Source organism: Phenylobacterium sp. (assembly GCF_004297125.1).
GTDB lineage: Bacteria > Pseudomonadota > Alphaproteobacteria > Caulobacterales > Caulobacteraceae > Phenylobacterium.
Genome location: NZ_SCVD01000026.1, coordinates 103,165 through 128,860, shown reverse-complemented (window position 1 = coordinate 128,860; position 25,696 = coordinate 103,165). Strand labels below are relative to the sequence as shown.

Here is a 25,696-nt window from a genome sequence, read left to right as displayed (position 1 = left end):
TGCCTTTCGTCATGATTCATCCTACAAGCCGTCCTACAAGCTGGCCCGCGATATTGGACCGCAGATCGAACGCGTGGGAACGTGAAAGTGCAATATCCCGTTGAATTAATGGGAAAAACTGAGCGACAAGCGCCGGGAAGCAGCCGTTGAGCTTCTGGCGCAAAATAGCCGGCCGCGCCGTGCGCAAGGTCGATGAGGCGGAATGCGATGTCTGCCCGCCCGGCCTGCCGGGCGAGGACCCCGCATTTTCCACCGCCGTCACGGCGCTGGGCGCTAAGCTGGCCAAGGCGGACGGCGACGCCCAGGCGGCCGAATACGCCACCTTCTCCATGGTGTTCCAGTCGGAGGCCGGCAGCGAGGGCGCTATCCGCCGCCTCTACCAGCTCGCCCGCCAGACCACCCGTGGCTTTGAAGGCTACGCCCGGCGGCTGAGGAAGCGCTACGGCGCCTGCCCGCAACTGCTGGAGGACGTCCTGGACGGCCTGTTCCACATCGCCGCCTCCGACGGCGTGGTGACCAGCGACGAGCTCGCCTACCTGGAGCGGGTCTGCGAGCTGTTCGGCCTGTCGCCGCTCACCTTCCGACGCCTGAAGGCCACGCATCTGGGCGCGGCCAACGACGACCCCTACGTGATCCTGGGCGTGGCGCCCGACGCCTCGGACGAAGCCGTGCGGGCCGCCTGGCGCGCCCAGCTCTCCGAATCCCACCCCGACCGCGCGCGCGCGCGGGCTCCCGGCCGAGTTCGTGGAAGTGGCCGAGGCCAAGGCGGCCGCGATCAATGCGGCCTACCATCAGGTCTTGCGCGAGCGGAAATCGTTGGCGCTCGAAGGTGCGGCATGACGGCCTGTCGTCGCATTCTCGACGCATCTGCGGTTGACGTTCGGAACCAGTATGCTGACATGAACCTTTCACGGAACGCTGCTGGCGCCCGCTGAGGAGCTGAAATGGTCAAGGACTTCGCCGCGAACGAGGGCTCCGCCCTTCGCAGCCTTTCCGCCGTCGCCGCCACGCTGGCTACGGCCGCCGCGGTTGTCGTCGGCGCCATCCTCGCGGTCTTCGCGGCCGCCACGGTGGCGGTGATCGCCGTGATGGGCTCCGCGCTCCTGGCCTTCACGGCGCTTGCCATGCGCGCCAGCCGCAAGGTGCGTGCGCGCCGCCGCTCCGACGTCATCGAGGCCCGCCACCTGGGCGGCCACCACTGGGTGGCCTATGGCTGGAACGAGCGGCGCTAGACAGCGCGGCCCTTTGTGGGTCCCGGTCATCGGCTGCGCCGAGGCCGGAATGGCAAAGGGCTGGGGATGTCGCGTCACGTGGCGCTTGCCCGCGCCTCGCCGCCCCTCTACCGTTCATTCAAACATCTGTTGGGAGGAACGGCATGACCATTGGCGTGATCGCGAAGCTGCCTATTCAAGAGGGCAAGACGGCGGAGTTCGAGGCCGTCTTCACGGAACTCGCCAGCCAGGTCCGCGCCAACGAGCCGGGCAACATCGCCTACCAGCTCACCAAGAGCCGCACCGAACCGGGTGTCTACAAGGTGCTGGAGCTCTACAAGGACCAGGACGCGATCACCCATCACGGCGGCACCGACTACTTCAAGGCCGCCGGCCGAAAGCTCGCCGCGGTCCTCGCGGGCGCGCCCGAGATCGAATACCTCGACGGCGTGGGCTGAGCCGCCATGGACCTGGATTTCTCCCCTGAGGACCTGGCCTTTGGCCAGGAGGTTCGCGCCTTCATCGCCGAAGCGTTCGACGACGACATGCGGGCCAAGCTCTCGCAGTCGAAGAACCACCACCTCGACAAGGAAGCCCAGGTCCGCTGGCTGAAGCGCCTGGGCGAGAAGGGCTGGATCGCGCCCGACTGGCCGGTGGAGTACGGCGGCACGGGCTGGAGCCTGGGCAAGAAGTACGTCTACGACATGGAGATGGCGCTGGCCGGCGCGCCGTCGACCTCGAACATGGGCCTGAAGATGTGCGCCCCGGTGGTCATGGCCTTCGGGACCGACGAGCAGAAGGCCCAGCACCTGCCCAAGATCCTCTCCACCGACGTCTGGTGGTGCCAGGGATATTCCGAGCCGGGCTCCGGCTCCGACCTGGCCTCGCTGGCGCTGAAGGCGGAGCGGGACGGGGACTATTACGTCCTGAACGGCTCGAAGACGTGGACGACCCTGGCCCAGTGGGCCGACTGGATGTTCTGCCTGGTGCGGACCTCGAACGAGGACATCCGCCAGAAGGGCATCAGCTTCCTGCTGATCGACATGAAGACGCCGGGGATCTCGATCCGCCCGATCATCACCCTCGATGGTCCGCCCGAGGGCGAGCAGGAGATCAACGAGACCTTCTTCGACAATGTGCGCGTACCGGTGTCGAACCGGATCGGCAAGGAAGGCGAGGGCTGGACCTACGCCAAGTACCTGCTGCAGTTCGAGCGCGGCAACGCCTACGCGCCGGGCCTCCAGGCCCAGCTCAAGAAGGTGCGCAAGATCGCCAATGTCGAGCGGTCGGACGGCGGCGGCGCCATGATGAGCGACCCTGACTTCCGCAAGAAGCTCAGCGAGGTCGAGATCAAGGTCGAGGCGCTGAACGCCACCGAACTGCGGATCTTCGCCGGCCGCGCCAACGGCGACGCCATGGGCGCCGTCTCGTCCATGCTGAAGCTGGAGGGCAGCCAGATGCAGCAGGCGATCACCGAGCTGGCCCTCGAGGCCGCCGGGGTCTACGCCCAGCCCTTCGTGCAGGACACCTGGAGCCACCTGAAGGGTGACGGCGCCAACTACTTCCGCGCGGGGCAGGACTATTCGGCGACGGTAGCTCCGACCTACTTCAACTACCGCAAGACCTCGATCTACGCCGGCTCCAACGAGATCCAGCACAACATCATGGCGAAGATGGTCTTAGGGTTGTAGCAGCCTTTTTCAACCCTGTTTGCCTCGTTCCAAGTTATTGAAAACATTGAAGATCAAGTTTTCAGGAGCAAGCAACGTTCGCCGTTGAGTTGCAGGATTTTGGGACCTATTTGGGACCTAGCTCCAAGTGTTGTGGGGCTGTTCTGAGTTTGTCCCATGCCAATCCGAAAGCTCACGAGCGCGCTCTGCGACTCGGTCAACCCGACCGAAGGCCGTCAGGTTGCCTACCCGGACCACGACGTCCGCAGCCCTGAGCTGCGCGTCTCCGGCGATGGTCGCAAGACCTGGAGTCACCGGTACTGGACCAAGACCGGCCGGCGCGGGCGGGTCATGCTTGGCGTCCACTCTCGCGAGTTCGGCCTGTCCGAAGCCCGGGCCGCGGCGCGCAAGGCGCAGGTAAAGGTCGACGAAGGCGGCGATCCGGCGATGGCGCGTCGCCAAGATCGAGGCGACGACCGAGCATCTCAAGACGTTCGGCGACCTGGCCGCAGCGTACTTCGCCGATAGGGAGAAGGGGCGGTATCGGCCCAAGCGCGCCCGAGCCTGACGAACGAGAAAGCGGTCTACCGCGCCCATATCGAGAAGGCGCTCGCCCGCTTGCCGCTTGAGAACATCAACCGCCGCCTGATTAAGGGCGCCCTGATGCGGATGCTCGATCAGGGTGTCACGTCCCAGGCCGTCCGCGCGCAAGCGGTCATCCGGCAGATGTTGTCCTACGCCGTGACGATCGACCTGTTCATTGACGACCCGGGGCGCCGACGTCATCGGGCGACGCCCATCGCTTCGCCACGCCGATCAGTGCGGTCGACGCGATAGGAAGGACCGGACGATCCCCGGCCATCCGCCGCGCCTCGGCGACCACGGCCGCCTTGTCTGCGTGGCTCAGGCTGGTCCAATCGGGCGACATGCCAAACAGCGTGTCGGGGTGGGCGAGCGCCGCGACGTCGAGTTCGTAGTCATGGGTCACGGGCTCGATCCGCGGATCGCGATAGCCGGCGGCGACCAGTTCGCGCGCAAAATCCCCGGGATCGCTCAGCGCCCTCACGCCCTCCGGCATCGACATGCCGCCCCGCTCCGGAAACAGCTTCCGGCGAATCTGGCCAAGCAGGAGGAACGTCGCCGCGCCCCGGTCCTGCCAGGTCGCGACCACGCCGCACCCACCGGGACGCGTCACCCGCGCCATCTCGGCGAGGCCTTTGCGCCAGTCCGGGAACATGATCACGCCAAAGATCGAGAACACCGCATCGAAGCTGGCGTTGGGGAGGGCGAGCGCCTGCCCGTCCATCACCTGGGCCTCGACATTCGCCAGCCCTGCCGCCGCGATGCGCGCGACCATGCCGGGAGAGAAGTCGGCGGCAAGCACCTGCGCGCCTGTCCGCGCCGCGGCGCGCGCGAGCGCGCCCGTCCCTGCCGCGACGTCGAGAACGCGGCTCTGGGGCGTCAGCGCCACGCGCGTGAGGGCCGCCTCCGCGAAGCGCGCCGTGAACGGATGGGCGGTCTTCTCATAGTGCTGGGCGGCCGCATCCCAGTGGTCCGGATTCTCGAACTCACGCATCTCCACGCTCCATAGTCACGTAACTTATAAAGTAGCGTGATGGCGCGCGCTTGCCAATCCGGGTCGGCGTGAGAAGGATCGAACGATGCGGAACGATAGTCGCCTCTCACGGATGCTCCATGTGCTCCTGCACCTGGCGCAGCGCGACGGCCCCACGACCTCCGAAGCGATCGCGCGGATGCTGGGCGCCAACCCGGTCGTGGTCCGCCGGACGATGGCGGGCTTACGGGAGGCGGGACTTGTGCAATCGGAGAAGGGGCACGGCGGCGGCTGGGCGATCGCCGCGGATCTGGAGCAGGTATCCTTGCTCGACGTTCACCGCGCGGTGGGCGGCCCCCGCATCTTCGCGATCGGCAATGAACATCCCAACCCCGATTGTGCGGTGGAGAAGGTTGTCAACGAAGCCCTGCAGGATGCCCTGCACGCGGCCGAGGCGCTGCTGATCGCGCGGCTGAGCGCCGTCAACCTAGCCCAGCTTGCCAAGGCCTTTGACGAACGCTGCGCCGCGGCCCTCGAGAAGACTCCTCGCTGAGCCCCATCTCGCTCCGCGAATTGGGGCGCGCAATCCGGTTCGTGGATGAACGGGTCCGACAGCCCACGGGCAAGATATCATCAAGCTCACTCCCGGCTGGGTAAGAAGTGCAATGAGTTGTGAGTTCTGGGGCGCGGGGTACAACATCATGGCAAACCCATTGAGGCGGGTTTGCGAGCTGAAGCGCAGTGAAGCGACCTGCCGCACAGGGGCTTGCAACAGCTAAAACGGCGCCGACAACGCTCGGAACTGCCGCTGGTATCGTTGCTGGTATTACTCCCAAAATTCCGGCGACTTCCCTCGGAAATTCGAGTCCTGCCGAGCCCACCAGCAGCATCCGGAGCAGCAACTCCGGATCGATCGAGAGCCGGCCGATCGGGCTGTAGTACGTCGCCAGCTTCGCCCGCAGACCTTCCAGGTCCACGAAGCGGTCCATCGACCGGAGCATGTGATGCGCCGGAATATGCCGGTCGAGCGAGAACTCGTAGAGCAGCGCGGCCTGATCGACCCGGCGCTCTCCCATCATCGGACGGACCTCCCGGCTCTCAACGACCAGAGTGAATCAGCCCACCGGCGCCCCTGCAACAGCGGCCCTTTTCAACACAATCGGCGCAGAGACGACGCGGGCCGCCGACGATCCATGCGCCTGAGCGGCATTGCGACCACACGGCCATCAACAGAAGCCGGATGCCCCAAGAGATCTCACGGCGATGTTTTCGGCTGCTTTCTGCCGGGATCGGCGAATGATCGCCCTTGTCATCCGTCTTACACTTCGGCTGGCTTGCGAAGGGCTGGATGAACGCGCCTCTGGGAGAAGATCTGGACCACCTGAACCGGACCTACCGTCCGGCCCTCATGGCCTTCTTCCTCCGCCGGCTGCGCAATCACGCCGAAGCCGAGGACATGACCCAGGACGTGTTCCTGCGCCTGGCGCGCGCGCAGCCGACGGAGGTGGCGGCGCCGGACGCCTTCGTGTTCCAGATCGCGGCGAACCTGCTGCGGGACCGGGCGCGCAAGGAGAAGGTGCGCTTCGACTACCGGGCGGAGCTCGCCGCGGACGAGCAGCTTGGGATCGAGCCGCTGGACCCGTCACGGATTGTCAGCGGCCTACAGGCCATGGCCGCCTTGCGCGCCGCACTGAAGGACCTTCCCGAGACGACCCGCAAGATCTTCGTGCTCTACCGGCTGGAGCACGTGGAGAAGCGGGCCATCGCCGAGGGCCTTGGGCTGTCGATCAGCGCGGTGGACCGCCATCTCATGAAGGCGATGGCGCACCTGGTCGGCCGCGTGCGAGGAACCTCCGAATGACCGGTCCGCTGACGCCGCAGGTCGACGACGAGGCACGCCTGGAGGCCGCCGCCGCCTGGTGCATCCGGCTCTCCGAGGGTGAGCTCGACGGGCGGGACCAGGCCCACTTCGAGGCCTGGCTGTCGGAGGATCCTGCCAACCGCACCGCGTTCGAGGACACCGCGGGCATCTGGGGCGCCATCAGTGATGTGGCGCTGGATCCCGGGGTCATCAGCCTGCGGCGCGGCGCGCTGGCGGCGATTGAACGCGGTCGGCGCGCGCGCTGGAGCCGGCGCGACCTTGGCCTGCGCCTTGCGGCAGGCATCGCGGTGGCGAGCTTCGTGGCAGGAGGGGCATTCTGGAGCGAGCGCCCCCGGACCCTCGAGACCGGCGTCGGCGAACGGCGGGTGGTGATGCTGAAGGACGGCTCGAAGGTCTCGCTGGACGGCGCCACCGAGGTTCGGGTGAAGTACCGCGCGGACCGGCGCGAGCTGCGCCTGGCCCGTGGCCGCGCGAAGTTCGATGTGGCGAAGGATCCGGCGCGGCCCTTCACCGTCGCCGCAGCGGATAAGGTCGTCCGCGCCACCGGCACGCAATTCAGCGTGGAGCTGCTGCAGGCAGGCGTGCGCGTCGTCCTGTACGAGGGCCACGTCCTCGTCCGCGAGCGGCAGGGCCCGGCGGGGCTGGGCGCGCCCTTGCGGTTGACCGGCAAGGTGGGGGGGGGCGTCGACGCCGACACGGCCCTGACCCCGGGCCACGAACTGGTCGCGCCGCTGGCGGTCGCCGCTGCGGAGGTCACCCCGACGGATGCGCCAAGATCCTTGGCATGGGAGGGCGGCCAGCTTGTCTTCGTCGATGAGCCGCTCGCGTCCGCCGTGGAACGGGTGAACCGCTACGCCCCCAGGCGACTGCGGATCGGTGACGCGCGGGTCGGTGCGATCCGGGTCGACGGCGTGTTCAGTGCGGGTGATCCGGCGGCCTTCATCGCCGGCGTAACCGCGCTTCTACCCGTCCGCGCCGTGGAGGAGGGCGATGAGATCCTGCTGGTCAGCCGGGGGCGCTAAGAATCTGTCACATGCGCCGAATGATCGGGGTGGTGGCGCGTCTTAGCCCTTAGAGCGCTGTCGAATTCGGGGATGGCGTCAAAGGGGGATCTGCCATGCCGTCCACACTCCGCCGTCGTTCGCTGGGAACCTGCGCCGCGCTTGTCCTGCTGGGGGCGAGCGCGCCCGTCCTGGCCCAGGCTCGGGCGCCGGTCGCCGCCTTCGATATCCCAGCGCAAAACCTCGCGGCCGCCCTTCGGACGTTCGCGCGGCAGTCGGGGCAGCAGGTGATCTTCCAGGGCGCGGCCGCCCGGGGACGGACCAGCGTGGCGCTGAAAGGCGGCTACGGCGCAGACGCGGGTCTCGACATCCTGCTGCGGGGCACGGGACTGACGGCGCGGCGTGGCGAACGCGGCGTGATCATCGTGGAGGAGGCGTCCTCCAGCCCCCAGCTCCCGGCGGCGCCCGTCGCCGCTGAGACCGTGAGCGAAGTACTGGTGACCGGCTCGCTCATCCGCGGCGGCGAAAGCCCGTCGCCGCTTCACGTGGTGTCGCGCGAGGATCTCGAACGCAGCGGTCGGGCGACGATCGCCGAGGTGCTGACGGATCTGCCCCAGGCCTTTGGCGGCAATGCGTCCGCCGACACCTATCTCGCCAATACCGACGGTAGCGGCAACAACGCCAATGTCTCCACCGGCATCAACCTGCGCGGTCTTGGCCCGAGCTCGACCCTGGTGCTCGTCAACGGCCGGCGGATGGCCGGCACCGGCTTTCACGGCGACTTTGCGGACGTCTCGGCGATCCCGTCGTCGGCCGTCGCCCGGGTCGATGTGCTGTTGGACGGGGCGTCGGCGCTCTATGGGACCGACGCGGTCGGCGGGGTGGTGAACATCATCCTGCGCGATGACTTCCAGGGCCAGGAGAGTCGCGTGCGGGTCGGGGCCGCCGCAGGTGACAAGGCGCGCGAGCTCCGTGTCGATCACACCGGCGGCTGGACCTGGGGCGGCGGCCATCTGGTGCTGTCCTATGAGCACTATGAACGCGACGCCCTGCCGGCCGAAGCGCGAGCCTACACGGCGACGGCGGACCTGCGCGCGCTCGGGGGCACGGACCACCGGCTGTTCTACAGTCACCCGGGCAACATCATGCTATTGGACGCGACCTCGTCCTACATCCCGGCCTATGCAATTCCCGCGGGCCAGAACGGTCTTGGCCTCACGCCCGCGAGCTTCCGGCAGGGTCAGGTCAACCTCGAGAACCAACGGGCCCGGTCGGATATGCTGCCGCGTCAGGAGCGGGACAGTCTCTTCGCCAGTTTCGGCCAGGCCGTGACCCCGGGGATCACCGTCCGGGGGGATGCGCGGTTCAGCCGTCGTGATTTCGCCCACAACCTCCCGGGGACGGTGGCGCTGATCGCGGTGGACCGCCGCAACCCGTTCTTCGTATCGCCGAACGGCGCGACGTCCTCTGTCGTCGGCTACAGCTTCACGGACGAGCTCGGACCCATCCACAGCGATGGGCGTTCGGACAATTTCGGCGCCTCCCTCGGCGTCGACATCGACCTGCCACGGGGCTGGCAGGCCGAAACCTACCTCGCCTACGCCTCGGAGGCGGCGCACCGCGACGTGGATCGGCGCTACAACAGCCGGTTCCTCCAGGAAGCCATAGGCATGATCCCGGACGACCCGACCACCTCGTTCAGCACGGCGGTGTCGGGCTTTTTCAATCCCTACGGCGACGGCGCAGCCAACAGCGAGGCGATCCTGGATTTCGTCGGCAGCGGCTGGTCGAAAAGCAAGTCGCGCAGCCGGGTGGAGTCCGTGAACGTCAAGGTCGACGGCGCGCTTTTCGATCTCCCGGGCGGCCCGGTGAAGATCGCCGTAGGCGGGCAGTTGCGGCGCGAGCGGTTTCAGTTCCTGACCGTCGGCATGACCTCGCGCACTGTCCCCACCGTCACCTTGGCGGGACCCTATGACAGCAAGATCGCAGCCGGCTTTGTTGAGGTGCGTGCGCCGCTCTTCGGTCCCGCGAACCGCCGCCCGGGTCTCGAGCGGCTCGAACTCTCGTTGGCGGCGCGGATCGAGCACTACGACGATGTCGGATCGACCCGCAATCCGAAGGTCGGCGTCCTCTGGTCGCCGATGTCCGACATCCTCGTGCGGGGAAGCTATGGAACCTCGTTCCGGGCGCCCTCCCTCGCAGAACGGTTCGAGACCGAAGGCGGCGGCGGCGCCTATCTGAACCTCGGCGGCGTGCAGAAGCTGGTGCTCCTGCGCTACGGCGGCAACGTGGGCTTGAAGCCGGAGCACGCCCGCTCCTGGACGGCCGGTGTGGACTACACGCCGGCGGCCGTGCCGGGGCTGCACATGTCCGCCGGCTGGTTCAATATCCGCTTCCGGGACCGCATCGGCACGCCGGTCTATGACGACATCACCAACGCGCTGGGCAGTCCGGTCTATGCCACGTTCGTGACCCGCGTCGATCCGACCAGCACCACCAACCTGGCGAGCGTCTCGGCCCTTCTGGAGAAGTACGGCGTCACCGGCCAGTTCCCCGCGAACGCCTACTACGCGGTGGTCGATGGGCGCTATCTGAACACGGGTGGCCTGCGCGTGGAGGGCGTCGATTTCAGCGCCAACTATGGATTCGACGTTGGGGCCGATCACTTCGACGTGGACGCAAACGCGACCTACCTCACCCAGTATCGGCGAAAAGTCACACCGGACGCCCCGGCGTTCCAGTTGCTGGACAGGCCGGGGCAGCCGGTCGATCTCCGCGCCCAGATGCGAGGCTCGTGGCGTCGCGGTCCTTATGGGGCTTCCGTGACCCTGAACTACACGGACGACTACGGCGGTGGCGGCGTCCCGAAGATCGACTCCCTGACGACAGTCGATCTGCAGCTGAGATGGACGCCGCCTTCCAAGGGCGCCCTGGCCGGGGTCGACCTCAGCCTCTCGGTGCAGAACCTCTTCAACACCGCGCCGCCGTTCTACGACTCCCCGGCCGGAGTGGGCTACGACACCGCGAACGCCGAACCGCTCGGCCGCTTCGTCTCCGTCCAGCTGACGAAGGCCTGGTGATGCGGGTGTCTCGTCGTGGGGTGTGGAGCCCGCTCTTGGCGTTGGCGCTCAGTGTCGGTGGACCGAAGGCGCTGGCGCGGACGCCCCGGTCGGGATCGCCCCCGACCGGGGCCCTGGCGCCCCTGACGCCGGCGGCGCTGGAGCGCATGGCGCCCAACCTCGACGCTGTCATGTGGAGCGGCGAGGGACGGCTCTCGGGTGTCGTGCAGGCCGAGGGTGCGGCGCCGGCGCGCTGGAGCCTGGAGGTCGAAACCGGGCGAGAGATCCTGTCCCCCGGCCGCCCGGACGCCAGTCCGTCGCCGGATGGCCGCCACCTGGTCTTCCGCCAGGACGGTGGCTGGTGGCTCGAAGCGCTCGCGTCGGGGCGGCAGCGCCGGCTGGGCGTGGCGACGGCTGGGGCGCTGTTGGTGCAGCCCGCCAGCTGGTCGCGCGATAGCCGATGGGTCGCGATCATCGAGACCATCAGGGGCCCGGACGAACCCGTCCCGCCGCCGGTGACGACGGCCGGGGGCGTCCGCTTCCAGGACGTCGGCGCGTTCGCGGACGCGACCTCCCGCACGAAGCGCGGCTTCGACGGCCATCGGGTCGTGGTGTTCGAGGTGGCGACCGGTCGGACGTTGCAGGAGATCAGCGTGCCAGAGGACACGCTGTTCAAGGGCTCCTGGGGGGCGGGTGCGGCGTTCTTTTTTGTTCCGGTGCGCATGCCCCACTATGGGCATGAGACCTATACGGCCGTGCGCCGGCTCGACGTCCTGACCGGCGAGATCTCGGAGGTCTATCGCCAGCCGGGGGCCATGCAGTCCGCCGGACCCTCGATCTCGCCGGACGGGCGGAGCCTGGCGCTCAACGTCGATGTCGACGGCCAGCGTTGGGAGGACTTCGTCAGCCTGATCGTGGTCGATCTCGAGAGCGGCGCGGTGCGGCGGCTCACCCACGAGCACTATCTGTCGGGCGCGCCGATCTGGGCGCGCGACGGCCGCGAGCTCTATTTTGTCGCGCGCAACGGGGGGCTCAATCGCATCCACGCGGCGGACCTGGGCGGAACGATACGGCCGCTGACCTCCGGCGCGCGTCACCACTTCGATGTGCAACTCTCGCCGGACGGAGACCGGCTCAGCTACCAGACCGCCGACGGCGCCGGTCGGCGCGACGTGCGGGTACGAGATCTCCGGACGGGGAAGGAGTCCGTTCTAAAGGTGCTTCAGGATCCGGCGGCGCAGTTCCGCCTCGGCGCCTTCGAGCCCGTCACCTGGCGGGCGACCGACGGCCTTCCGGTGCGGGGCTTCCTCATCTTCCCGCCGGACTTCGATCCCACGCGCAAATATCCGGTCTTTGTCGACGTTCACGGCGGCGGCCCGGGCTCATCGCTGAAGCTCCGCAGTCTCTTCAGCCCCGGCTCGCCGCTTGGCTGGCACCTGCTGGCGGCCCAGGGCTACCTCGTCTTCGTCCCCGACATGCGCTCGTCCGGCGAGTATGGGCCGGCCGTCGCCGCGGCGCGCTACGCGCGCGACGACTGGGACGTCTCCGGCATGGTTCCGGACGCCGACGACGTGGACGCCGGCGTGACCTGGCTGGCGAGGCGCTCCTACGTCGATGCCGGGCGGGTCGGGATCATGGGCCACAGCGCGGGGGGCGGGCGCGTGAATTACCTGCTCACGCGCACCCATCGCTACGCGGCGGGCATCGTGCATGATCCGATTCCTGCCGGGGCCCTTCCGACGCATCTGGCCCTGATCACCGGCGCGGCCACAGGCGAGCATCTGGGCAAGTTCGGGATCTCCACCATCGCACAGCGACCGGAGGCCTATACGAACCACTTCATGCTCGACGGGTATCTGAGCCGCACGCCGACCCTGATCATCGTCGGCAACCCCGCACGCGGCGCCATGGTCCCGCTATCCGCCGAAGCCTTGTTCTCGATGCTCCGCAGCTTCGACGTACCCGCGCGGTTCCTGAGGTATCCTGACGACGGCCATACGCCGGAGTCGCGGGCCTCGGCGCTGCATCGCTACGCAGAGGTGCTCAGCTGGCTGAAGCGGTACGCACCGCCCCAGGCGAGCCCGACGGCTTAGCTCCGCGATGGGGCCTGACCTCACGCGCCAGCAGCGCCCGAGGTGAAGACCGCGAGGTCCCCAGTCGCGCCTGGCGGACGCTCACATTGCGCCAGGCTTGCCGGGCTTTGAGCCTTGAGGGCGGGTGAGGAGCCTTCCGAGTCATCGGACGATGGGCCGAGACGACGGTCCGCCTTCGGCGCCGCCGCCAATCTCTTGTCCTGGCGGTGCTCAGCAGGTCGTGCGCCGGCCGGCCGGGGGGCTACCTATTCGTGCCGTCCATCATGACTGGTGTGATCTCCGCAGCACCACGATCTAGGACCGCGCGATACCAAGTCTGGCCGCGCAGTTGGCGCCAGCGTGAGCCAAATTGCGACCTTTCGATTGAACGCTCGCGTCATCGACTTCGCACTGGCGGTCGCCTTTAACGCCCCCAAGCACTGGCCCACTAGAGGCGAGGGGGAGGACCAATGAGATCTCTATTCGTGACGAGCTCGATCGGCTGCGCGCTCACATTTCTGCAAGCGCATCCCGCCCTTGCGGCGGGCCCGACCGGCCCCGAACCCGCGGCGGAAGCTTCTGCCTCGTCGCCGTCCTCCGACGTCCAATTGGGCGAGGTGATCGTCACCGCCTCCCGGCGAGAGGTGAGCATCCGCAAGACGCCGACCGCGGTGTCCGCCTACACGGGCGCGGCGCTGGAGGAGGCCCACGTCACGTCCCTGACCGATCTGACGGCGATCAGCCCGAACATCCAGATCGGCGCCTTTGCGAACGCCGCGAACGTCACGATCCGAGGGATCGGCAATACGCAGTTGACCGCCTCTGGATCCGATCCCGGCGTCGCGGTGAACGCGGACGGCGTCTATCTCGGGCAGAGCGGCCTCGTCATCAGCTCGTTCCTGGATGTGAACAGGGTCGAAATCCTGCGCGGGCCGCAGGGCACGCTCTTCGGCCGCAACGCCACGGGTGGGGCGATCAATGTCGTGCCCAACACGCCGACGTCCGACCTGCACTACGGCGGCGACCTGACGCTTGGCGGCGACCCGGCCCTGGTTCGCAGTTCGGGGTTCGTTAGCGGCCCGCTCACCGCGGACGGCCGGTTTCAGGGGCGCCTCGCCGTCCACCAGAACTACAACAAGGGCTATTCGAAGAACCTCCTGCCGGGCGGTCCGCAAGGCCTCGACGGCACGGAGGCCTACGGCGCGCGCGTCCAACTCCAATGGCAGCCGAACTCGACGATCAAGAGCCGGCTGCTCGTCGAGTATCACAAGCAGGATGATGCCGGTCAGGCGCAGTATTTCATCGGAACGCCCGATCCCAGCATCCCGCTTCCTGGGCCGCTCCAGGGGCAGCCGACCGGAGACATGGACAATCGCACGACCTACGCCACCCAGGGCGTGCGAGAAGTGAGCTCGTTCACCACCAACCTTGTTACGGACGTGGCCTTGGGCGCGAGCAACCTTCGGGCGCTGCTGTCCTACAATCGGAACCGCGTTTACACCGACATAGCTGACGGCACGCCGGCGAACTTCTACGATCCGCAGTTCGGGCATAACGCGCAGCAGTATTTTGCCGAAGCCTTGTTCACCTCGCCAGCGAACCGGCCCCTGACCTATGTGCTCGGCGCAAACTACTACTCAGAGCACAGCTTCCAGTACATCCGCGTTCCGATCAGCACCTTCCCGATGCCGGTAGCCCAGGGAGGGGTGCTGCGCACGCGGTCCCATGCGGTCTTCGGGCAGGCCACGTACGAGTTCTTCGACGGGTTCAAGGTGTTTGCCGGGGCGCGATACACGAAGGACCGCAAGTCGACCGACGAGTATGGCGTCTACAACCCCCTCCAGACGCTGTCCCAGGCGCGCTCCTGGAATCGCCTGACCTACGAGGCCGGCTTGAGCTACGATCTCAGCAGCACCGTCACGGGCTTCGTGAAGTACGCCAAGGGCTACAAGGGCGGCGGCTTCGCCGTCGGCAGCCTCGCGCCGGCGTTCGCGCCGGAGACGAACACCAACCTGGAGGCGGGCCTGAAGGGCGCCTGGCTCGACGGCCGCCTGCAGGCCAACCTGTCCGCCTTCCACATGAAATACAAGGACCTGCAGGTGAATCAGATCGTGGGTCTGGGCAGCCAGGTCACGAACGCGGCGCGCGCGACGATCGACGGTGTCGAGGTCGAGACTGTGCTTCGGCCCGCGGAGAATTTCCGCCTCGACCTGTCCGGAGCCTGGCTCGACGCAAGGTTCGACGAGTTCATGACGGAAGACTCCTCGCGGCCTTCGCTTGGACTGTTGAGCCTAGCCGGCAACCGGCTGCCGATGGCGCCGAAGTACAACGCCAGCGTCGGCGCCTATCTCGACCTCCCGGTCTCGACAGGGGTGGTGACGCTGGGCGCGCGGTACGACTGGAAGTCGAGGATCTACTTCTCGGAATTCAACATCCCGGTTTCGTCTCAAGCTGCGATCGGCAAGCTGAACCTGTCGCTGCGCTACGAGGATTCGCGGCGACCCTGGTACGTCAACCTGTTCGCCACGAACGTCACAGACATCAGCATCAGGTCGAACGTGATCGTCTACTCGGCCGTACTGGGCTCTCCCGCCATGGCGGTCCTCGAGCCGGGCCGACAAGTTGGCGTCACGCTCGGCTACAAATACTGAACCGCCCTCAATTCCTCCGCCCATCGGCAAGAGAAGAGTGAGTTCATGTCGTCCAAACTGCTTGACGATCCTCGCATCGACCCTCGGATCAAAGAGAAGTTTCGCAACTTCGTCAGACAAGTGGGGCCGGACGTCGCCAACCGCGACGAACTGCTGGCGCTCTTCGCCGGACCGGAAGTCCTTGCCGCCTTCGAGGAGGAGGTTGCCTTCTATCGAAGCACTGCGCCGGTCGACCATCCCGCATGGGCCGATCTCGTCGTAACGACGGAGACTTTCGCGTCCCACCCGGACGGCAACCGCGTCAATATCCAGTATATAAGGCCCAAGGGTGACCATCCATTACCCTGCGTATACTACATACACGGCGGTGGGATGCTTGTGCACTCGGCGTACATGGATCACTACAGCGCCTGGGGCAAGATCATCGCAGCCCAGGGCGTGGCGGTCGCGATGGTCGATTTTCGGAACGCGCTTTTCCCCTCGACGGCGCCGGAAGTCGCGCCCTATCCGGCCGGTCTGAACGACTGCGCCGCCGGTCTCAGGTGGGTGCATGCGAATGCCGGCAAGCTCGGCATCGATGCGAAGCGGATCGTGATCTGCGGCGACAGCGGGGGCGGAAACCTGGCGCTGGCCACCGCCATGAAACTGATGCGCGAGGAGGGCGGGAACCTCTACAGCGGCGTCTACGCGCTGTGCCCGTTTATCGCGGGATCTTGGCCCTCGGAGGAGCACCCGTCGTCCCTTGAGAACAACGGGATCTTCCTCGATCTCCACAACAATCAGTTCACATACGGCTATGGCATCGAGGCGTTCCAGGCGCGGGACCCCCTGGCCTGGCCGCTGTTCGCGACGGAAGAGGACGTGAAGGCGCTGCCGCCCGTGGTGATCAGCGTCAACGAGTGCGACCCGCTGCGCGACGAGGGAATTAGCTTCTATCGCCTGCTCTTGCGCAGCGGCGTTCAGGCCAGATGTCGCCAGGTGATGGGGACGGTGCATGCCACCGAGGTCTTTCCGGCATGCGCGCCGAACGTCAGCCACAGCACGGCGAACGATATCGCCTACTTCGCGCGGACCTCGCAGTGAGCGCGCCGCATGACGACGTGATCGCGAGCCCCCAGGCTCCCGCGGTTCGACCGGCGCCCGTTGACCCCCCAAACCTTCGTTAGACGGAGACGACTATGGCCATTCCCGTTGTGAAGCCCAGCCGCGCCGAAATGGACAGGTGCCTGGCGCGGTTTGACGATCTTGAGCGCCAGGAGAAGGGCTTCCCGGACATGCTGCTGCCGGAGGGGCGCCGCGTTCTGCGCAATGTCATCGGCAATCAGGACTCACCGTTCGACGACCATGCGCCTGCGGCCGTCTCGCACCTGAGGGCCGGGATCGTCGTCGCCTACATCAGCGCCGAACCCGGCAAGGGCGTGACCATGCACACCCACGACACGGTGGAGACCTTCATCGCGATCAAGGGGCGGTGGAGGGTGGAATGGGAGCTCGACAGCGGCGTGGACGGCGTCGTGCTGGGGCCGAAAGACGTCATCGCCTGTCCCGTCGGCGTGCTTCGGCGTTTCGAGTGTGTCGAAGCCCCTCTTGGAGAAGACGAAGGATTGTTGTTGGGTATCAACGTCGGTGACGCTCCCACCGCGGAGGGCTCGCCGGAGGCGATCCAGCGGTTGCTCGACGCGGGCGTCTTCACTCCGGAGCAAGCGAAAGCCGCGTTCGATGGCCTACGAACCTGAGTTCGCCAGTCAAGCATCAAGACCCTCCCGCGGTCGGGCGGAAGCCCCGCGCCAGACGCGGGTGGCGGGGGCCCAGCCTGAGCGCCACAGGTCCGAGGCGGGGCGGCGTGCTGCGGATCGGACGCCGCCGAAGGCTCCCGCCGCCGGCGTCGTGCCTCCCGACAACAGGTCGTTGTCGTCGTACTATGTTTCCAACTTCTTCGGTGAAGAGCGCGCTCGGACGCTCCTGATGGGTGCGGGCACCGTAAAGGGAACAGAGCCCCTTCCGGCGACCATCGCGAAGCTCGACTTCTGGCGGCTGCTCCTCACCAACATCAACCTGACGGATGACGAAGGTCACGGCTGCACGCCCGACCGCCTGCCCAAGTCCAGCTTCAGCGTCATCTTCGCGGCGGTCAATCAGATGGACACCCTCCTGGAGGGGCTGGAGCGATATGCCGAGCTGATTCCGGTTCTGCGCACGGGGATCGTCGTCAGCGTTGGTCACGGGTCCGACGGCGTGCACCTGAACTTCGATTTCCCGGGCGAGTCCGAGGCGATGGCCGAACGGCGCGAGCGCTACCTCGAGCTCATCGCCATGGTGTTCCACTGTGTGCTGCTGTGGGAGACGGCCGAGGACCTGCGTCCCGTGCGGGTCCGGCTATCCTCGCGTCTCAGCGACCGGGACGGAAGCATGGTCTCGGGCCTCGCCGCCAACCAGACGCGATCGGGGTTCGGCCTGACCATCGTCTACGACAAGGCGGATCTGGCGACGCCGTTGGGACGGCGCAAGTACACGCGGTGGGGGGCGCACGACCTTACCGCGTTCGAGGGGCTTATGGAGCGCACGATCTCGCACACGTCGCCTCCAACCTCCCCGACCGTCGAGAAGTTGGCCCACCTGCTGGGCAACGGCGACCTGTCCCGGCCCGACGCGGCCAAGGCGCTCGGGATGAGCCCCGCGACGCTTCAGCGGCGTCTGAGCCTTGCGGGCACCAGCTTCCGCGAGCTTTCGAAGGACATCCGTCGTCGTAAGCTCGTCTCCCTCCTCTCGACGGATGGACGGCTAGACGACATCGCCGCAGAACTGGGATGGTCCGACCGGCGGAGCCTGTGGCGTAGCTGCCAGGACTGGCTGGGCGCCTCGCCGAGCCAGTACCGCGCCGGCCTGCGATCATCGCGGTCGTGATGGCTCGACCCTAGAGACGGTCTCGACCGCCCAGGGCATGGCGCTGCGAGACGCCGCCGACCCGCGCCCGGGCATTAGACCCCCCGAAACTCTGAAGCCTGGGCGACGCATCGGCGCCGCTGGGACCTGTTTGGCAAACTGATGACGCGGCTGCGAGCCTGAAAAGAGCCGAGGGCGCGAGGAAAGGATGACGCGAATGACCTGGGATGAAGCGCTCAAGACCCTAACCGCCGAGGGCCAGCCCTACGAACTCATCGAAACCGAGGCGCTGGGACGTCCCGTCCGGGTCTTCGCGAATGCGCCCGCCACGCTGCGCGACCTCTATGAAGAGGCGCGGAGCCCGCTTGCCTTCGTCAACTATCAGGACGAGCACCTGAGCTTTGAAGACGTCTGGCGACGATCAGGGCAACTGGCGGCGGCCCTGGTGGAGTCCTGCGGGGTCGCCAAGGGCGACCGCGTCGCGATCTCCATGCGGAACTATCCGGAGTGGATCATCGCCTTCAACGCCGCGACCTCGATCGGCGCGATCGCCGTGGCGATGAACGCCTTGTGGCAGCCCGACGAGCTCGCGTTCGCCTTGCAGGATTGCCGGCCCAAGGTGCTGCTGGCGGACCAAGAGCGCCTGGAGCGACTCGCCGCCTGTGACGTGCCCGCCGGGCTGCAAGTCATCGCCGTGCGTGCGAACGAGTCCCTTCCGGTCGAGGCACGCCGCTATGAAGCTGTCCTGTCCGCCTACGCCGCAGCGGCCATGCCCAAGCCTGAGCTTTCGCCCGATGACGACGCGATCATGCTCTACACGTCCGGATCGACCGGCCGCCCCAAGGGCGCGGTCTCGACGCACCGGAACATCATCAGCGCCCTCATGTCCTGGGAGCTGGACGCGGAAGCGGGAATACTGACCGGGAACGCGCCGCCGCCCGAGCCGGACGCAGGGCAGCCATCGGCGCTCCTGGCGATCCCCCTGTTCCACGTCTCTGGCCTGCACTTCAACCTGCTCGCCAGCTATCGGCGCCGCCGCAGGATCATCTGCATGTACAAATGGGATGCAGAGGCGGCCGTGGAGATCATCGCCCGGGAGCAGATCACCCTCTTCAACGGTCCATCGGCGGTGACGGGGGACCTGATCCGCGTCGCGCGGGACCGCGAGGCCGACCTGACGTCCCTGACCGTAGTGGGGGGCGGCGGAGCGTCTCGAGCGCCTGAGCAGGTGCGCGCCATAGACCAGACGTTCGCGAACGCCGCACCGAACACCGGCTGGGGCATGACCGAGACCAATGCGATCGGAACCGGCGTCGCAGGTCCTGACTACCTGAGCCACCCCGCCAGTTCCGGCCGCGTCTCGGCGGTGCTGGACATCCGCATCGTGGACGAAGACGGCAAGGTGCTCCCGGCCACGTCGCGCGGCGAACTGCAGATCCGCGGCGCCTCGATCATGCGCGGCTATTGGGAACGCCCGGAGGCGAACGCCGAGACGTTCGTAGACGGCTGGCTGCGCACGGGCGATGTCGCCTACGTCGACCAGGACGGCTTCGTCTATATCGTGGACCGCATCAAGGACCTGGTCATCCGCGGCGGTGAGAACATCGGCTGCGGCGGCGTCGAGGCTGCGTTGTTGGAACATCCGGACGTCCTCGAGGCGAGCGTCTATGGGGTGCCAGACGAGCGCCTCGGCGAAGAGGTCGGCGCCACCCTCTATGCCCGGCGTCCGATCCCGGAGCGCGAGCTGCGGACCTTCCTGGGATCCCGGTTGGCCAAGTTCGCGGTCCCTCGCTACGTCCACGTCTCCACGACGCCGCTCCCAAGGATCGCGTCGGGAAAGATACTCAAACGCCAGCTGCGGGAGGAGGCGCTCCAAAGGCTGGAGGGGCCGGTGGCGGACAGGGTCCTTTGAGCCGTCAAACGTAGGAGGTTTCTTGCGGCCGCCCCGCCGTCGGCGTTGGCGCTGCGCCGGTCAATCAGGCCGGCGCCGGTCAAAGCGCGTTTGAGCGTCGCGCAGATCGCCTTGATGGTTCAGAGCCCAATCGTACAGCGACAGGAACGGCTCCTGCAGGGTCCGCCCCAGGGGGGTGATCGAGTACACGACCGCGATCGGCGAGGTCGTGGTGACGCTGCGATCGATCAGGCCGTTTCTCTCCAGGCGCCGGAGCGTTTCCGTGAGCGCCTTCTGGGTGATGCCGTCCAGGCGGCGCTTGAGCGCATTGAATCGTTTCGGTTCCTCGCAGAGGAACGTCAGCACCAGTATCGACCACCGGTGGGCGATCTGTTCGAGCACCGGACGAACGACCGGTATTGTCTCGATCACCTGTTCTTCTGTGTAGGGCATGCGGTTTCCTAGAGTATACCTAGTGTATACTAGGTGCCTAATTGACACCAAGTATAGGGATTATACTTCCGACGCCAGAGATCGCCAAGTCGGCGACCGTTCTCAGGAGACTGCGTTGGCCCATTCCTCTGCAAGCAAACTCGGTGTCGCGATCGTGACCGGCGCCTCGTCGGGGATCGGCAAGGTCTATGCCGAGCGCCTCGCGCGACGGGGCTACGATCTCGTGCTGGTGGCGCGCCGCGAAGATCGGCTCCGTCAGATCGCGGCCGATCTCGCGGACCGATTTCAAGTCTGCACCGAGGTATTGGTCGCCGACCTCTCGGAGCAGGTCGGCGTCTCCGCCGTCGCCGATCGCATCTCACGCGACCGATCGGTTTCGCTGCTGGTGAACAACGCGGGCTTCTCGGCCTTGAAGCCTCTGACCGAGACCCCGGACGATGTGATGGTGCGGATGATCGCCCTCAATGTCACGGCGCTGACGGCGCTCTCCAAGACGGCCCTGGTCGCCTTCAAGGCAAGGGGCTCGGGCGTGCTCATCAACGTCGGGTCCGGGGCAGGGTTCGCGCCCTACCCAGGCATTCCGGTCTACGGCGCCACGAAGGCCTATGTGTACCTGTTCACGCAGAGCCTGCAGAGCGAGGTGGAGGCGACGGCCGTTCGCGTTCAACTCGTCCTGCCGGGAGCGGTGATCTCTGAAGGTTGGGATGTCGCGGGCGGGGCTGAGCTGGACCCGCTGCCCGACAGCATTGTCATGACGACCGAGGATTGCGTGGACGCCGCGCTCGCGGGGCTGGACCAAGGCGAACTCGTCACCGCCCCGTCCCTGCAGGATGCTTCGGGCATGCGCGACTACGAGGCTGTGGCCGCAACCCTCCTCCAGGCGATGTTCGACGGCAGGCCGGCTCCTCGCTACGGCCTCCGCTCCTAGCGCCCGGGGCGCTGCTGGCCGCCAGCGCCCCAACCTTGCCCGGTCGCCGACTGCCTTCGAGCGCGGAACACCTCGACATCGACGGGCCCAAGGGATCAGCAAGGCCTGAACGTCCACTCCCCGTGCGGCGCCCGAGGTCCGAAGTGGCCCTCTATCGACATCTCCCGAAGGCGCTAGGGCGACGCAGGGTGGGCATGGGCGCCATTTCCCGGCACCCGGGCGCTGCACACCGCCGTCCTGTCCGTTCGAGGTGGCGGAGAAGGTGCTCCGGACGATCGGTCATGATCACATTGGAGCCGAGGTCGATCAGCCGCCCCCAACCCGCCTCCGGATCTGTGACGGAGACGGTGTCGCTGACTCCGCCAGGCGGCCAGGATGTAAGGCCGCCTCCCGGACACTCAATGAGGCGGGAGATTGCAGGCGTTCCGGACATCCCTGGGTCGATGCCGCAGGTCCTGGCGCCGGGCGCACCCCAGAGCCTGACGGTCGCCGCCTTTCTCTTCGGCCTCGGCAGCGGCGGGGTCGGCATGGTGCTCTGGGGCGCATTCAGCGACGTGGTCGCGCGGGATGCGCGCGGCCGCGAGGGCATGGCCTACGGGGTCTTCACCGCGACGGCGAAGGTCGCGCTGGCCATGGGCGGCCTTGGTCTCGGCGCAGCACTGGAGTCGTTCGACTATCGTGACGTCGAGAGCGACGGATTGCTCGGGCTCATGAGCCTGATCCCGGCGGGCGGCGCCCCGACCGCGCCCCCTTCGCCGGGGCGGCCGGGCCATCCCTACTGCGGCGTCAGCAGGTTTGGATCGATGAACTGGCGGGGGATGCCGGGGCCTTCGAAATAGGCGCCCAGCCAGGCGCCGCCGCCGCCGTTGAACCACTCCACCCGGATGGCGTGCTTGCCGGGCTTCAGGTCGATGCGGCCGTTGGCCGTGACCACGCCGTGGTCGCCATCGTTGTCCACCACCGGCTTGCCGTCGATGTACAGCTTGCTGCCGTCGTCCGAGGCGAGCGCGAAATTATAGGCGCCAGCGACCGTGATGCGGAGGTCGCCGTCGAACACCACGGCGATATTGTCCTCACGCGGGAGCGTCAGCCCTGCGACGGTCAGTTCGTGCGATATGCCCGACGCCACGGGAGTCAGGCGGGAGAAATCGGGCAGGCGTACCGCAGGGTCCGGCAGCAGATACACCTTGTAGTCCACGCCTCGTGCGCGAGGGCCTGACGCGTCCAGGATGCGGAAATAGCCCGTAGCGGGAACGCTTGCGGCCTGGCCAGCCACGAAGAGCGTGGCGCGCACGATCGTGTTGCGGGTGATCTCGACCGGGCCGGCATAGAGCGAGGACGCGGCGGTGGGGATGGAATTGTCCAACGTGTAGCGGATCTCCCCGGTGCTGTTCGGGTTCCGGATGGTCAGCCGCGCCGGTCGGTTGACGAACAGCCCTCCGGGCGGGGCGTTGCCGTCGGCCGCGGGCTCGATGACCGGCGAGGCGTAGAAGCTGCTGGATCGGTAGGCCTGTTCCGGAACCCTTTCGCCCCGAAGGGCAGGCGTCACCGGCCGGCCCAGCCAGGCGAAGGGGACCTTCGCGCCAAGCAGCCAGGCGGCGGTGGCGGCGGTGTCGAACGTATTGATCGGCAGGTCGAGCTGGACGCCCGGATTGATGGCCTTGCCGTAGGCGATCCAGGGGATCTCCAGTTCGGCCAGGCTTTCTCCTCCATGCCCCTTGCCCACCCCGCCATGGTCGGAGGTCACGAGGATCACAGTCTGGTCGGCGATGCCGGCGTCGACCGTGGCCTGCCGGATCCGGCCGATCAACTCATCGGCCTTGGCGACCGCCTCGTAGTAGTGCGCGGTTCCATGGCCGTCGGCATGTCCCGCGTGGTCCACATTGTCGAAGTGAACGAAGAGAAATTCAGGCCGCTTGGCCTTGATGTAGGCCACGGCCAGCGCCGCCGTCTCGTCCTCGTCCGTGCCGTGGACGTCGTAGTCCACGAACCGGTGATCGTAGAGGTTCCCAAAGCCCTCCCAGTGATAGATCGAGCCCACGTTCCATTCCGGCTTCTGGTCGGTAAGCACCTGGAAGATGGACGGGAAGAAGCCGCCGGAACCGGCCACCGACGTGGGGAAGTTGAACTCGCCTACCTGCCAGTCATTGCTGGTCACCCCGTGCTGCTCCGGTCCGGCGCCATTGATCACGGACGCCCAGTTGGCGCCGCTGGTGGTCGGCAGCACGCCCCGGGCGTGCAGGCTCCAGCTGCCGCGCGCCATCATGTCATGCAGGACGGGAGTGTCGGCCTTCATCACCCCGTCGGGGCTCAGGCCATCCACGCCGATGACGATGACGTGGGCCGCCTTCGCGGCCGCCGCGGGGCTGACGCAGACCGCGCCCGCCAGACCGGCGATGAGCGCGAGCAGAAGCGGGAAGCGCCGGATCGGGGTCTTCATGACAGGCTCCAGGACTCGGGAAGCTCGATGGGAAGTTCGGCGAGCGCCAGGGGAAGGTCGGCGACGGTGTCGATGACCGCGTGCGCGCCGGCCTCGATGAGCGCCGCTCGGGTGCGCGCGATGCGGTCGGCCCGGTCCTCTGCTGGCAGCGCGTCGAGCGCCTCGCGTGACAGGCCGACCCCATTGCCGCTCGCCGCGACGCCGATGGTCCACGCGCCCGCGGCCAGGCCTTCGGCGATACCCACCTCGGCGTCGTCCACCTTGACGCACGCGGCCGCCGGCCAGACGCCGAGGTCGATCAGGTTCTTCCACAGCATCAGCGGCGAGGGCCGGCCGTAAGGCGTCTCGCCCGCACAGACCACATTGTCCGGGCTGTAGCCCTGCCGCGCGGCGAGAGGCAGGATGTCCTGCATCATTTCGCGCGTGTAGCCCGTGCAGGATCCGATCGCGACGCCGCTGGCGCGCAGCCGCGCTGCCTGCTCGGCGGCGCCGGGAATGAGTTCGGCGCAGGCGCTCGCCGCCTCGCGCATCGGCGCACCGACCGCAGCGAACAGCGCATCGACATCGGCGTCCTCCGCAGCTGCGCCGCGGTTCGCGATCCACGCCGCCTGGACGTGCGGCAGGCCCAGCAAGGCGCGGATATGGTCGCGCTTGGCCATGCCCATATGGGTGCGCGCTTCGGCCTCGCTGACCGGTACGCCGGCCGCGGCGAAGACCTCGCACAGCGCGATCACCGGCGCGCGGCACCCGAAGTCGATCATGGTGCCGGCCCAGTCGAAGATCACGGCCTTCAGTCGCGGTTTCATGCATTCGCTCCGAGGAGGTCCGCCATCACATCCTCGGCGAGCGCGAACGCCGTCGAGGCGCCCGTGCCGCTGGTGACAACCACCAGCCGGACGCCGGGCGCCGGCGTCTCGACGATGCTGTGGCCGGCGGCCGAGGCGTAGGTCCCCGTCCACCGCGCGACCACCTGGGGTGGTTCGCCCAGCACGTCCCGGTAGCTTGCGAGGATCAGGTCTTCGATCGCCGCCGCCGCGAACGGATCGGGGGTCGCCGCATAGTCATGGCTGTCGCCGACCACCAGCGATCCGTCGGCGCACTGCACGGCGATCAAGTGAACGCCGTGGGCGAGGGCCGCCGCGGCTTCGGCTTCAAGCCGCGCGCGCAGGGCCGCCGCCTCGGGCAGGGCGGCATAGCCGAGGTAGCGGGTCATGCTCAGGTCGCTCATGACCGGCGAGGGGAGGCGCCATCCGGGGGCAGCCAGGCGCAGCATCTGCAGCTTGCAGCGGGTGACGCCGGCCGCCGCGAAGCTCTGCGGGAAGAGCGTCGCCCAGTCGTCTCCTGGGCACACGACCACCGCGTCGGCTTCATAGGTTACGGTGGAGGTGCGTACGCGGCCCGCTTCCACCGCCTGCACGGCCACGCCGAAGGCGAATTCGACCCGATGCGCGGCGGCCAGCCAGCGGGTCAGGGCCGGGATGGCGAGCGGTGAGTCGACGCGCAGGTCCGGCCGGCTCAGCAGCCCGGCGCGTGCGCCGCGCACCATCGGCCAGCCCGCTGCGATCTGCGCTGCATCCAGCCGCGTGCAGGCTGCGCCCATCTCCGTGGCCAGGAAGGCGTCGATCACCGCGACCGCCTCCGGCCGCTGCGCGACCAGCAGCAGCCCCTGCTGCTCGATGGCGACGCCCGCCGACCCGGCGACGTCGCGCCAGATCGCGGCGCTGCGGGCCGCCAGGTCCCAGACGCGCCCGCGCTCCTGCCCCGTGACGGTGACAAAGCCGAAATTGCGAATGGAAGCGCCGTTGGCCTGCGCGTCACGATCGAGCACGAGCACCCGCTTGCCACGCCGCGCGGCGGCCAGCGCATGCGCGAGCCCGACGATGCCAGCGCCGACGACGATCAGGTCAGGCCGCATCACGGGTCGTCCGTCTCGCCAAACATGAAACGACGTCTTCGCAAAAGTCCATGTGGCGTCGTTCAACTCTCGAGCATTGGTATAG

General features: G+C 67.5%; 21 protein-coding genes and 2 pseudogenes. 16 read left to right on the top strand and 7 right to left on the bottom strand.

Annotated features, from left to right (window positions below):
- Nucleotides 1-146: 146 nt before the first annotated feature.
- The 4 genes and pseudogenes from EPO51_RS19470 (at nucleotide 147) to EPO51_RS19455 (ending at nucleotide 2,902) form a co-directional block, all read left to right on the top strand.
- Nucleotides 147-840 (top strand): annotated as a pseudogene (locus EPO51_RS19470) (TerB family tellurite resistance protein).
- Nucleotides 841-944: 104 nt separating this feature from the next.
- Nucleotides 945-1,232, top strand: a complete 288-nt coding sequence (locus tag EPO51_RS19465) for a hypothetical protein (RefSeq protein WP_293353660.1) — start codon at nucleotides 945-947, stop codon at nucleotides 1,230-1,232.
- 143 nt (nucleotides 1,233-1,375) lie between these two features.
- On the top strand, nucleotides 1,376-1,669 hold the full coding sequence (locus EPO51_RS19460; RefSeq protein WP_293353658.1) for a putative quinol monooxygenase: 294 nt from the start codon (nucleotides 1,376-1,378) through the stop codon (nucleotides 1,667-1,669).
- Nucleotides 1,670-1,675: 6 nt separating this feature from the next.
- Entirely contained in the window at nucleotides 1,676-2,902 is a 1,227-nt protein-coding gene (locus EPO51_RS19455) for an acyl-CoA dehydrogenase family protein (RefSeq protein ID WP_293353656.1), read from the top strand.
- 117 nt (nucleotides 2,903-3,019) lie between these two features.
- Here EPO51_RS19455 and EPO51_RS28155 read toward each other — a convergent pair whose 3' ends face one another.
- Both EPO51_RS28155 and EPO51_RS19445 read right to left on the bottom strand, forming a co-directional pair.
- Entirely contained in the window at nucleotides 3,020-3,667 is a 648-nt protein-coding gene (locus tag EPO51_RS28155; RefSeq protein WP_293353654.1) for a hypothetical protein, read from the bottom strand.
- The gene (locus tag EPO51_RS19445; protein WP_293353652.1) at nucleotides 3,639-4,457 is read right to left on the bottom strand and encodes a class I SAM-dependent methyltransferase; all 819 of its coding nucleotides are present in this window, start codon (nucleotides 4,455-4,457) and stop codon (nucleotides 3,639-3,641) included. Before EPO51_RS19445 ends, EPO51_RS28155 begins: the two co-directional genes overlap by 29 nt.
- Nucleotides 4,458-4,542: 85 nt before the next feature.
- Here EPO51_RS19445 and EPO51_RS19440 point away from each other — a divergent pair, with 85 nt between their 5' ends.
- Nucleotides 4,543-4,989, top strand: coding sequence for an Rrf2 family transcriptional regulator (locus tag EPO51_RS19440; protein WP_293353650.1), 447 nt, complete (start codon nucleotides 4,543-4,545; stop codon nucleotides 4,987-4,989).
- 322 nt (nucleotides 4,990-5,311) lie between these two features.
- Here EPO51_RS19440 and EPO51_RS19435 read toward each other — a convergent pair.
- A pseudogene (locus EPO51_RS19435) lies at nucleotides 5,312-5,515 on the bottom strand (transposase); the annotation flags it as partial.
- 269 nt (nucleotides 5,516-5,784) lie between these two features.
- On the opposite strand from EPO51_RS19435, the gene EPO51_RS19430 reads away from it, so the two are divergent.
- The 9 genes from EPO51_RS19430 to EPO51_RS19390 all read left to right on the top strand — a co-directional run bounded on the left by EPO51_RS19430 (nucleotide 5,785) and on the right by EPO51_RS19390 (nucleotide 19,896).
- Entirely contained in the window at nucleotides 5,785-6,297 is a 513-nt protein-coding gene (locus EPO51_RS19430; RefSeq protein WP_293353648.1) for an RNA polymerase sigma factor, read from the top strand.
- On the top strand, nucleotides 6,294-7,340 hold the full coding sequence (locus tag EPO51_RS19425; protein WP_293353646.1) for a FecR family protein: 1,047 nt from the start codon (nucleotides 6,294-6,296) through the stop codon (nucleotides 7,338-7,340). The genes EPO51_RS19430 and EPO51_RS19425 overlap by 4 nt, the downstream gene beginning before the upstream one ends.
- A 95-nt stretch (nucleotides 7,341-7,435) precedes the next feature.
- Nucleotides 7,436-10,399 carry a TonB-dependent receptor gene (locus tag EPO51_RS19420; RefSeq protein WP_293353644.1) on the top strand — a complete coding sequence of 988 codons (2,964 nt, stop codon included), beginning with the start codon at nucleotides 7,436-7,438 and terminating at the stop codon, nucleotides 10,397-10,399.
- Between the two features lie 35 nt (nucleotides 10,400-10,434).
- Nucleotides 10,435-12,471: a S9 family peptidase gene (locus EPO51_RS19415; RefSeq protein WP_293353642.1), complete on the top strand. Its 2,037-nt coding sequence runs from the start codon at nucleotides 10,435-10,437 to the stop codon at nucleotides 12,469-12,471.
- Nucleotides 12,472-12,920: 449 nt separating this feature from the next.
- Nucleotides 12,921-15,101, top strand: a complete 2,181-nt coding sequence (locus tag EPO51_RS19410; protein ID WP_293353640.1) for a TonB-dependent receptor — start codon at nucleotides 12,921-12,923, stop codon at nucleotides 15,099-15,101.
- A 45-nt stretch (nucleotides 15,102-15,146) separates the two neighbouring features.
- Nucleotides 15,147-16,184, top strand: a complete 1,038-nt coding sequence (locus EPO51_RS19405; RefSeq protein ID WP_293353638.1) for an alpha/beta hydrolase — start codon at nucleotides 15,147-15,149, stop codon at nucleotides 16,182-16,184.
- A 95-nt stretch (nucleotides 16,185-16,279) separates the two neighbouring features.
- Nucleotides 16,280-16,837: a cupin domain-containing protein gene (locus EPO51_RS19400; RefSeq protein ID WP_293353636.1), complete on the top strand. Its 558-nt coding sequence runs from the start codon at nucleotides 16,280-16,282 to the stop codon at nucleotides 16,835-16,837.
- Between the two features lie 229 nt (nucleotides 16,838-17,066).
- Nucleotides 17,067-18,005 (top strand): helix-turn-helix domain-containing protein, encoded by a 939-nt coding sequence (locus EPO51_RS19395; RefSeq protein ID WP_293353634.1) that lies wholly within the window; start codon nucleotides 17,067-17,069, stop codon nucleotides 18,003-18,005.
- A 196-nt stretch (nucleotides 18,006-18,201) separates the two neighbouring features.
- Complete coding sequence (locus EPO51_RS19390) at nucleotides 18,202-19,896, top strand: class I adenylate-forming enzyme family protein (RefSeq protein WP_293353632.1); 1,695 nt, start codon at nucleotides 18,202-18,204, stop codon at nucleotides 19,894-19,896.
- Nucleotides 19,897-19,956: 60 nt separating this feature from the next.
- Here the strand turns inward: EPO51_RS19390 and EPO51_RS19385 are convergent, their stop codons facing one another.
- Nucleotides 19,957-20,328 carry a winged helix-turn-helix transcriptional regulator gene (locus tag EPO51_RS19385; protein ID WP_293353630.1) on the bottom strand — a complete coding sequence of 124 codons (372 nt, stop codon included), beginning with the start codon at nucleotides 20,326-20,328 and terminating at the stop codon, nucleotides 19,957-19,959.
- A gap of 115 nt (nucleotides 20,329-20,443) precedes the next feature.
- On the opposite strand from EPO51_RS19385, the gene EPO51_RS19380 reads away from it, so the two are divergent.
- Both EPO51_RS19380 and EPO51_RS19375 read left to right on the top strand, forming a co-directional pair.
- A complete protein-coding gene (locus tag EPO51_RS19380) occupies nucleotides 20,444-21,256 on the top strand; it encodes an SDR family NAD(P)-dependent oxidoreductase (protein WP_293353628.1) in 813 nt (270 codons plus the stop codon).
- 443 nt (nucleotides 21,257-21,699) lie between these two features.
- Entirely contained in the window at nucleotides 21,700-22,095 is a 396-nt protein-coding gene (locus EPO51_RS19375; RefSeq protein WP_293353626.1) for an MFS transporter, read from the top strand.
- On the opposite strand, the gene EPO51_RS19370 is transcribed toward EPO51_RS19375, so the two are convergent.
- Genes EPO51_RS19370 through EPO51_RS19360 form a run of 3 tightly spaced genes read right to left on the bottom strand, consistent with a single transcriptional unit; the run spans nucleotide 22,032 to nucleotide 25,611 of the window.
- Nucleotides 22,032-23,696, bottom strand: coding sequence for an alkaline phosphatase family protein (locus EPO51_RS19370; RefSeq protein WP_293353624.1), 1,665 nt, complete (start codon nucleotides 23,694-23,696; stop codon nucleotides 22,032-22,034). The genes EPO51_RS19375 and EPO51_RS19370 overlap by 64 nt on opposite strands.
- Nucleotides 23,693-24,502 (bottom strand): phosphonoacetaldehyde hydrolase, encoded by an 810-nt coding sequence (gene phnX, locus EPO51_RS19365; RefSeq protein ID WP_293353622.1) that lies wholly within the window; start codon nucleotides 24,500-24,502, stop codon nucleotides 23,693-23,695. Before phnX ends, EPO51_RS19370 begins: the two co-directional genes overlap by 4 nt.
- Entirely contained in the window at nucleotides 24,499-25,611 is a 1,113-nt protein-coding gene (locus EPO51_RS19360) for a TIGR03364 family FAD-dependent oxidoreductase (RefSeq protein ID WP_293353620.1), read from the bottom strand. Before EPO51_RS19360 ends, phnX begins: the two co-directional genes overlap by 4 nt.
- Nucleotides 25,612-25,696: the final 85 nt, after the last annotated feature.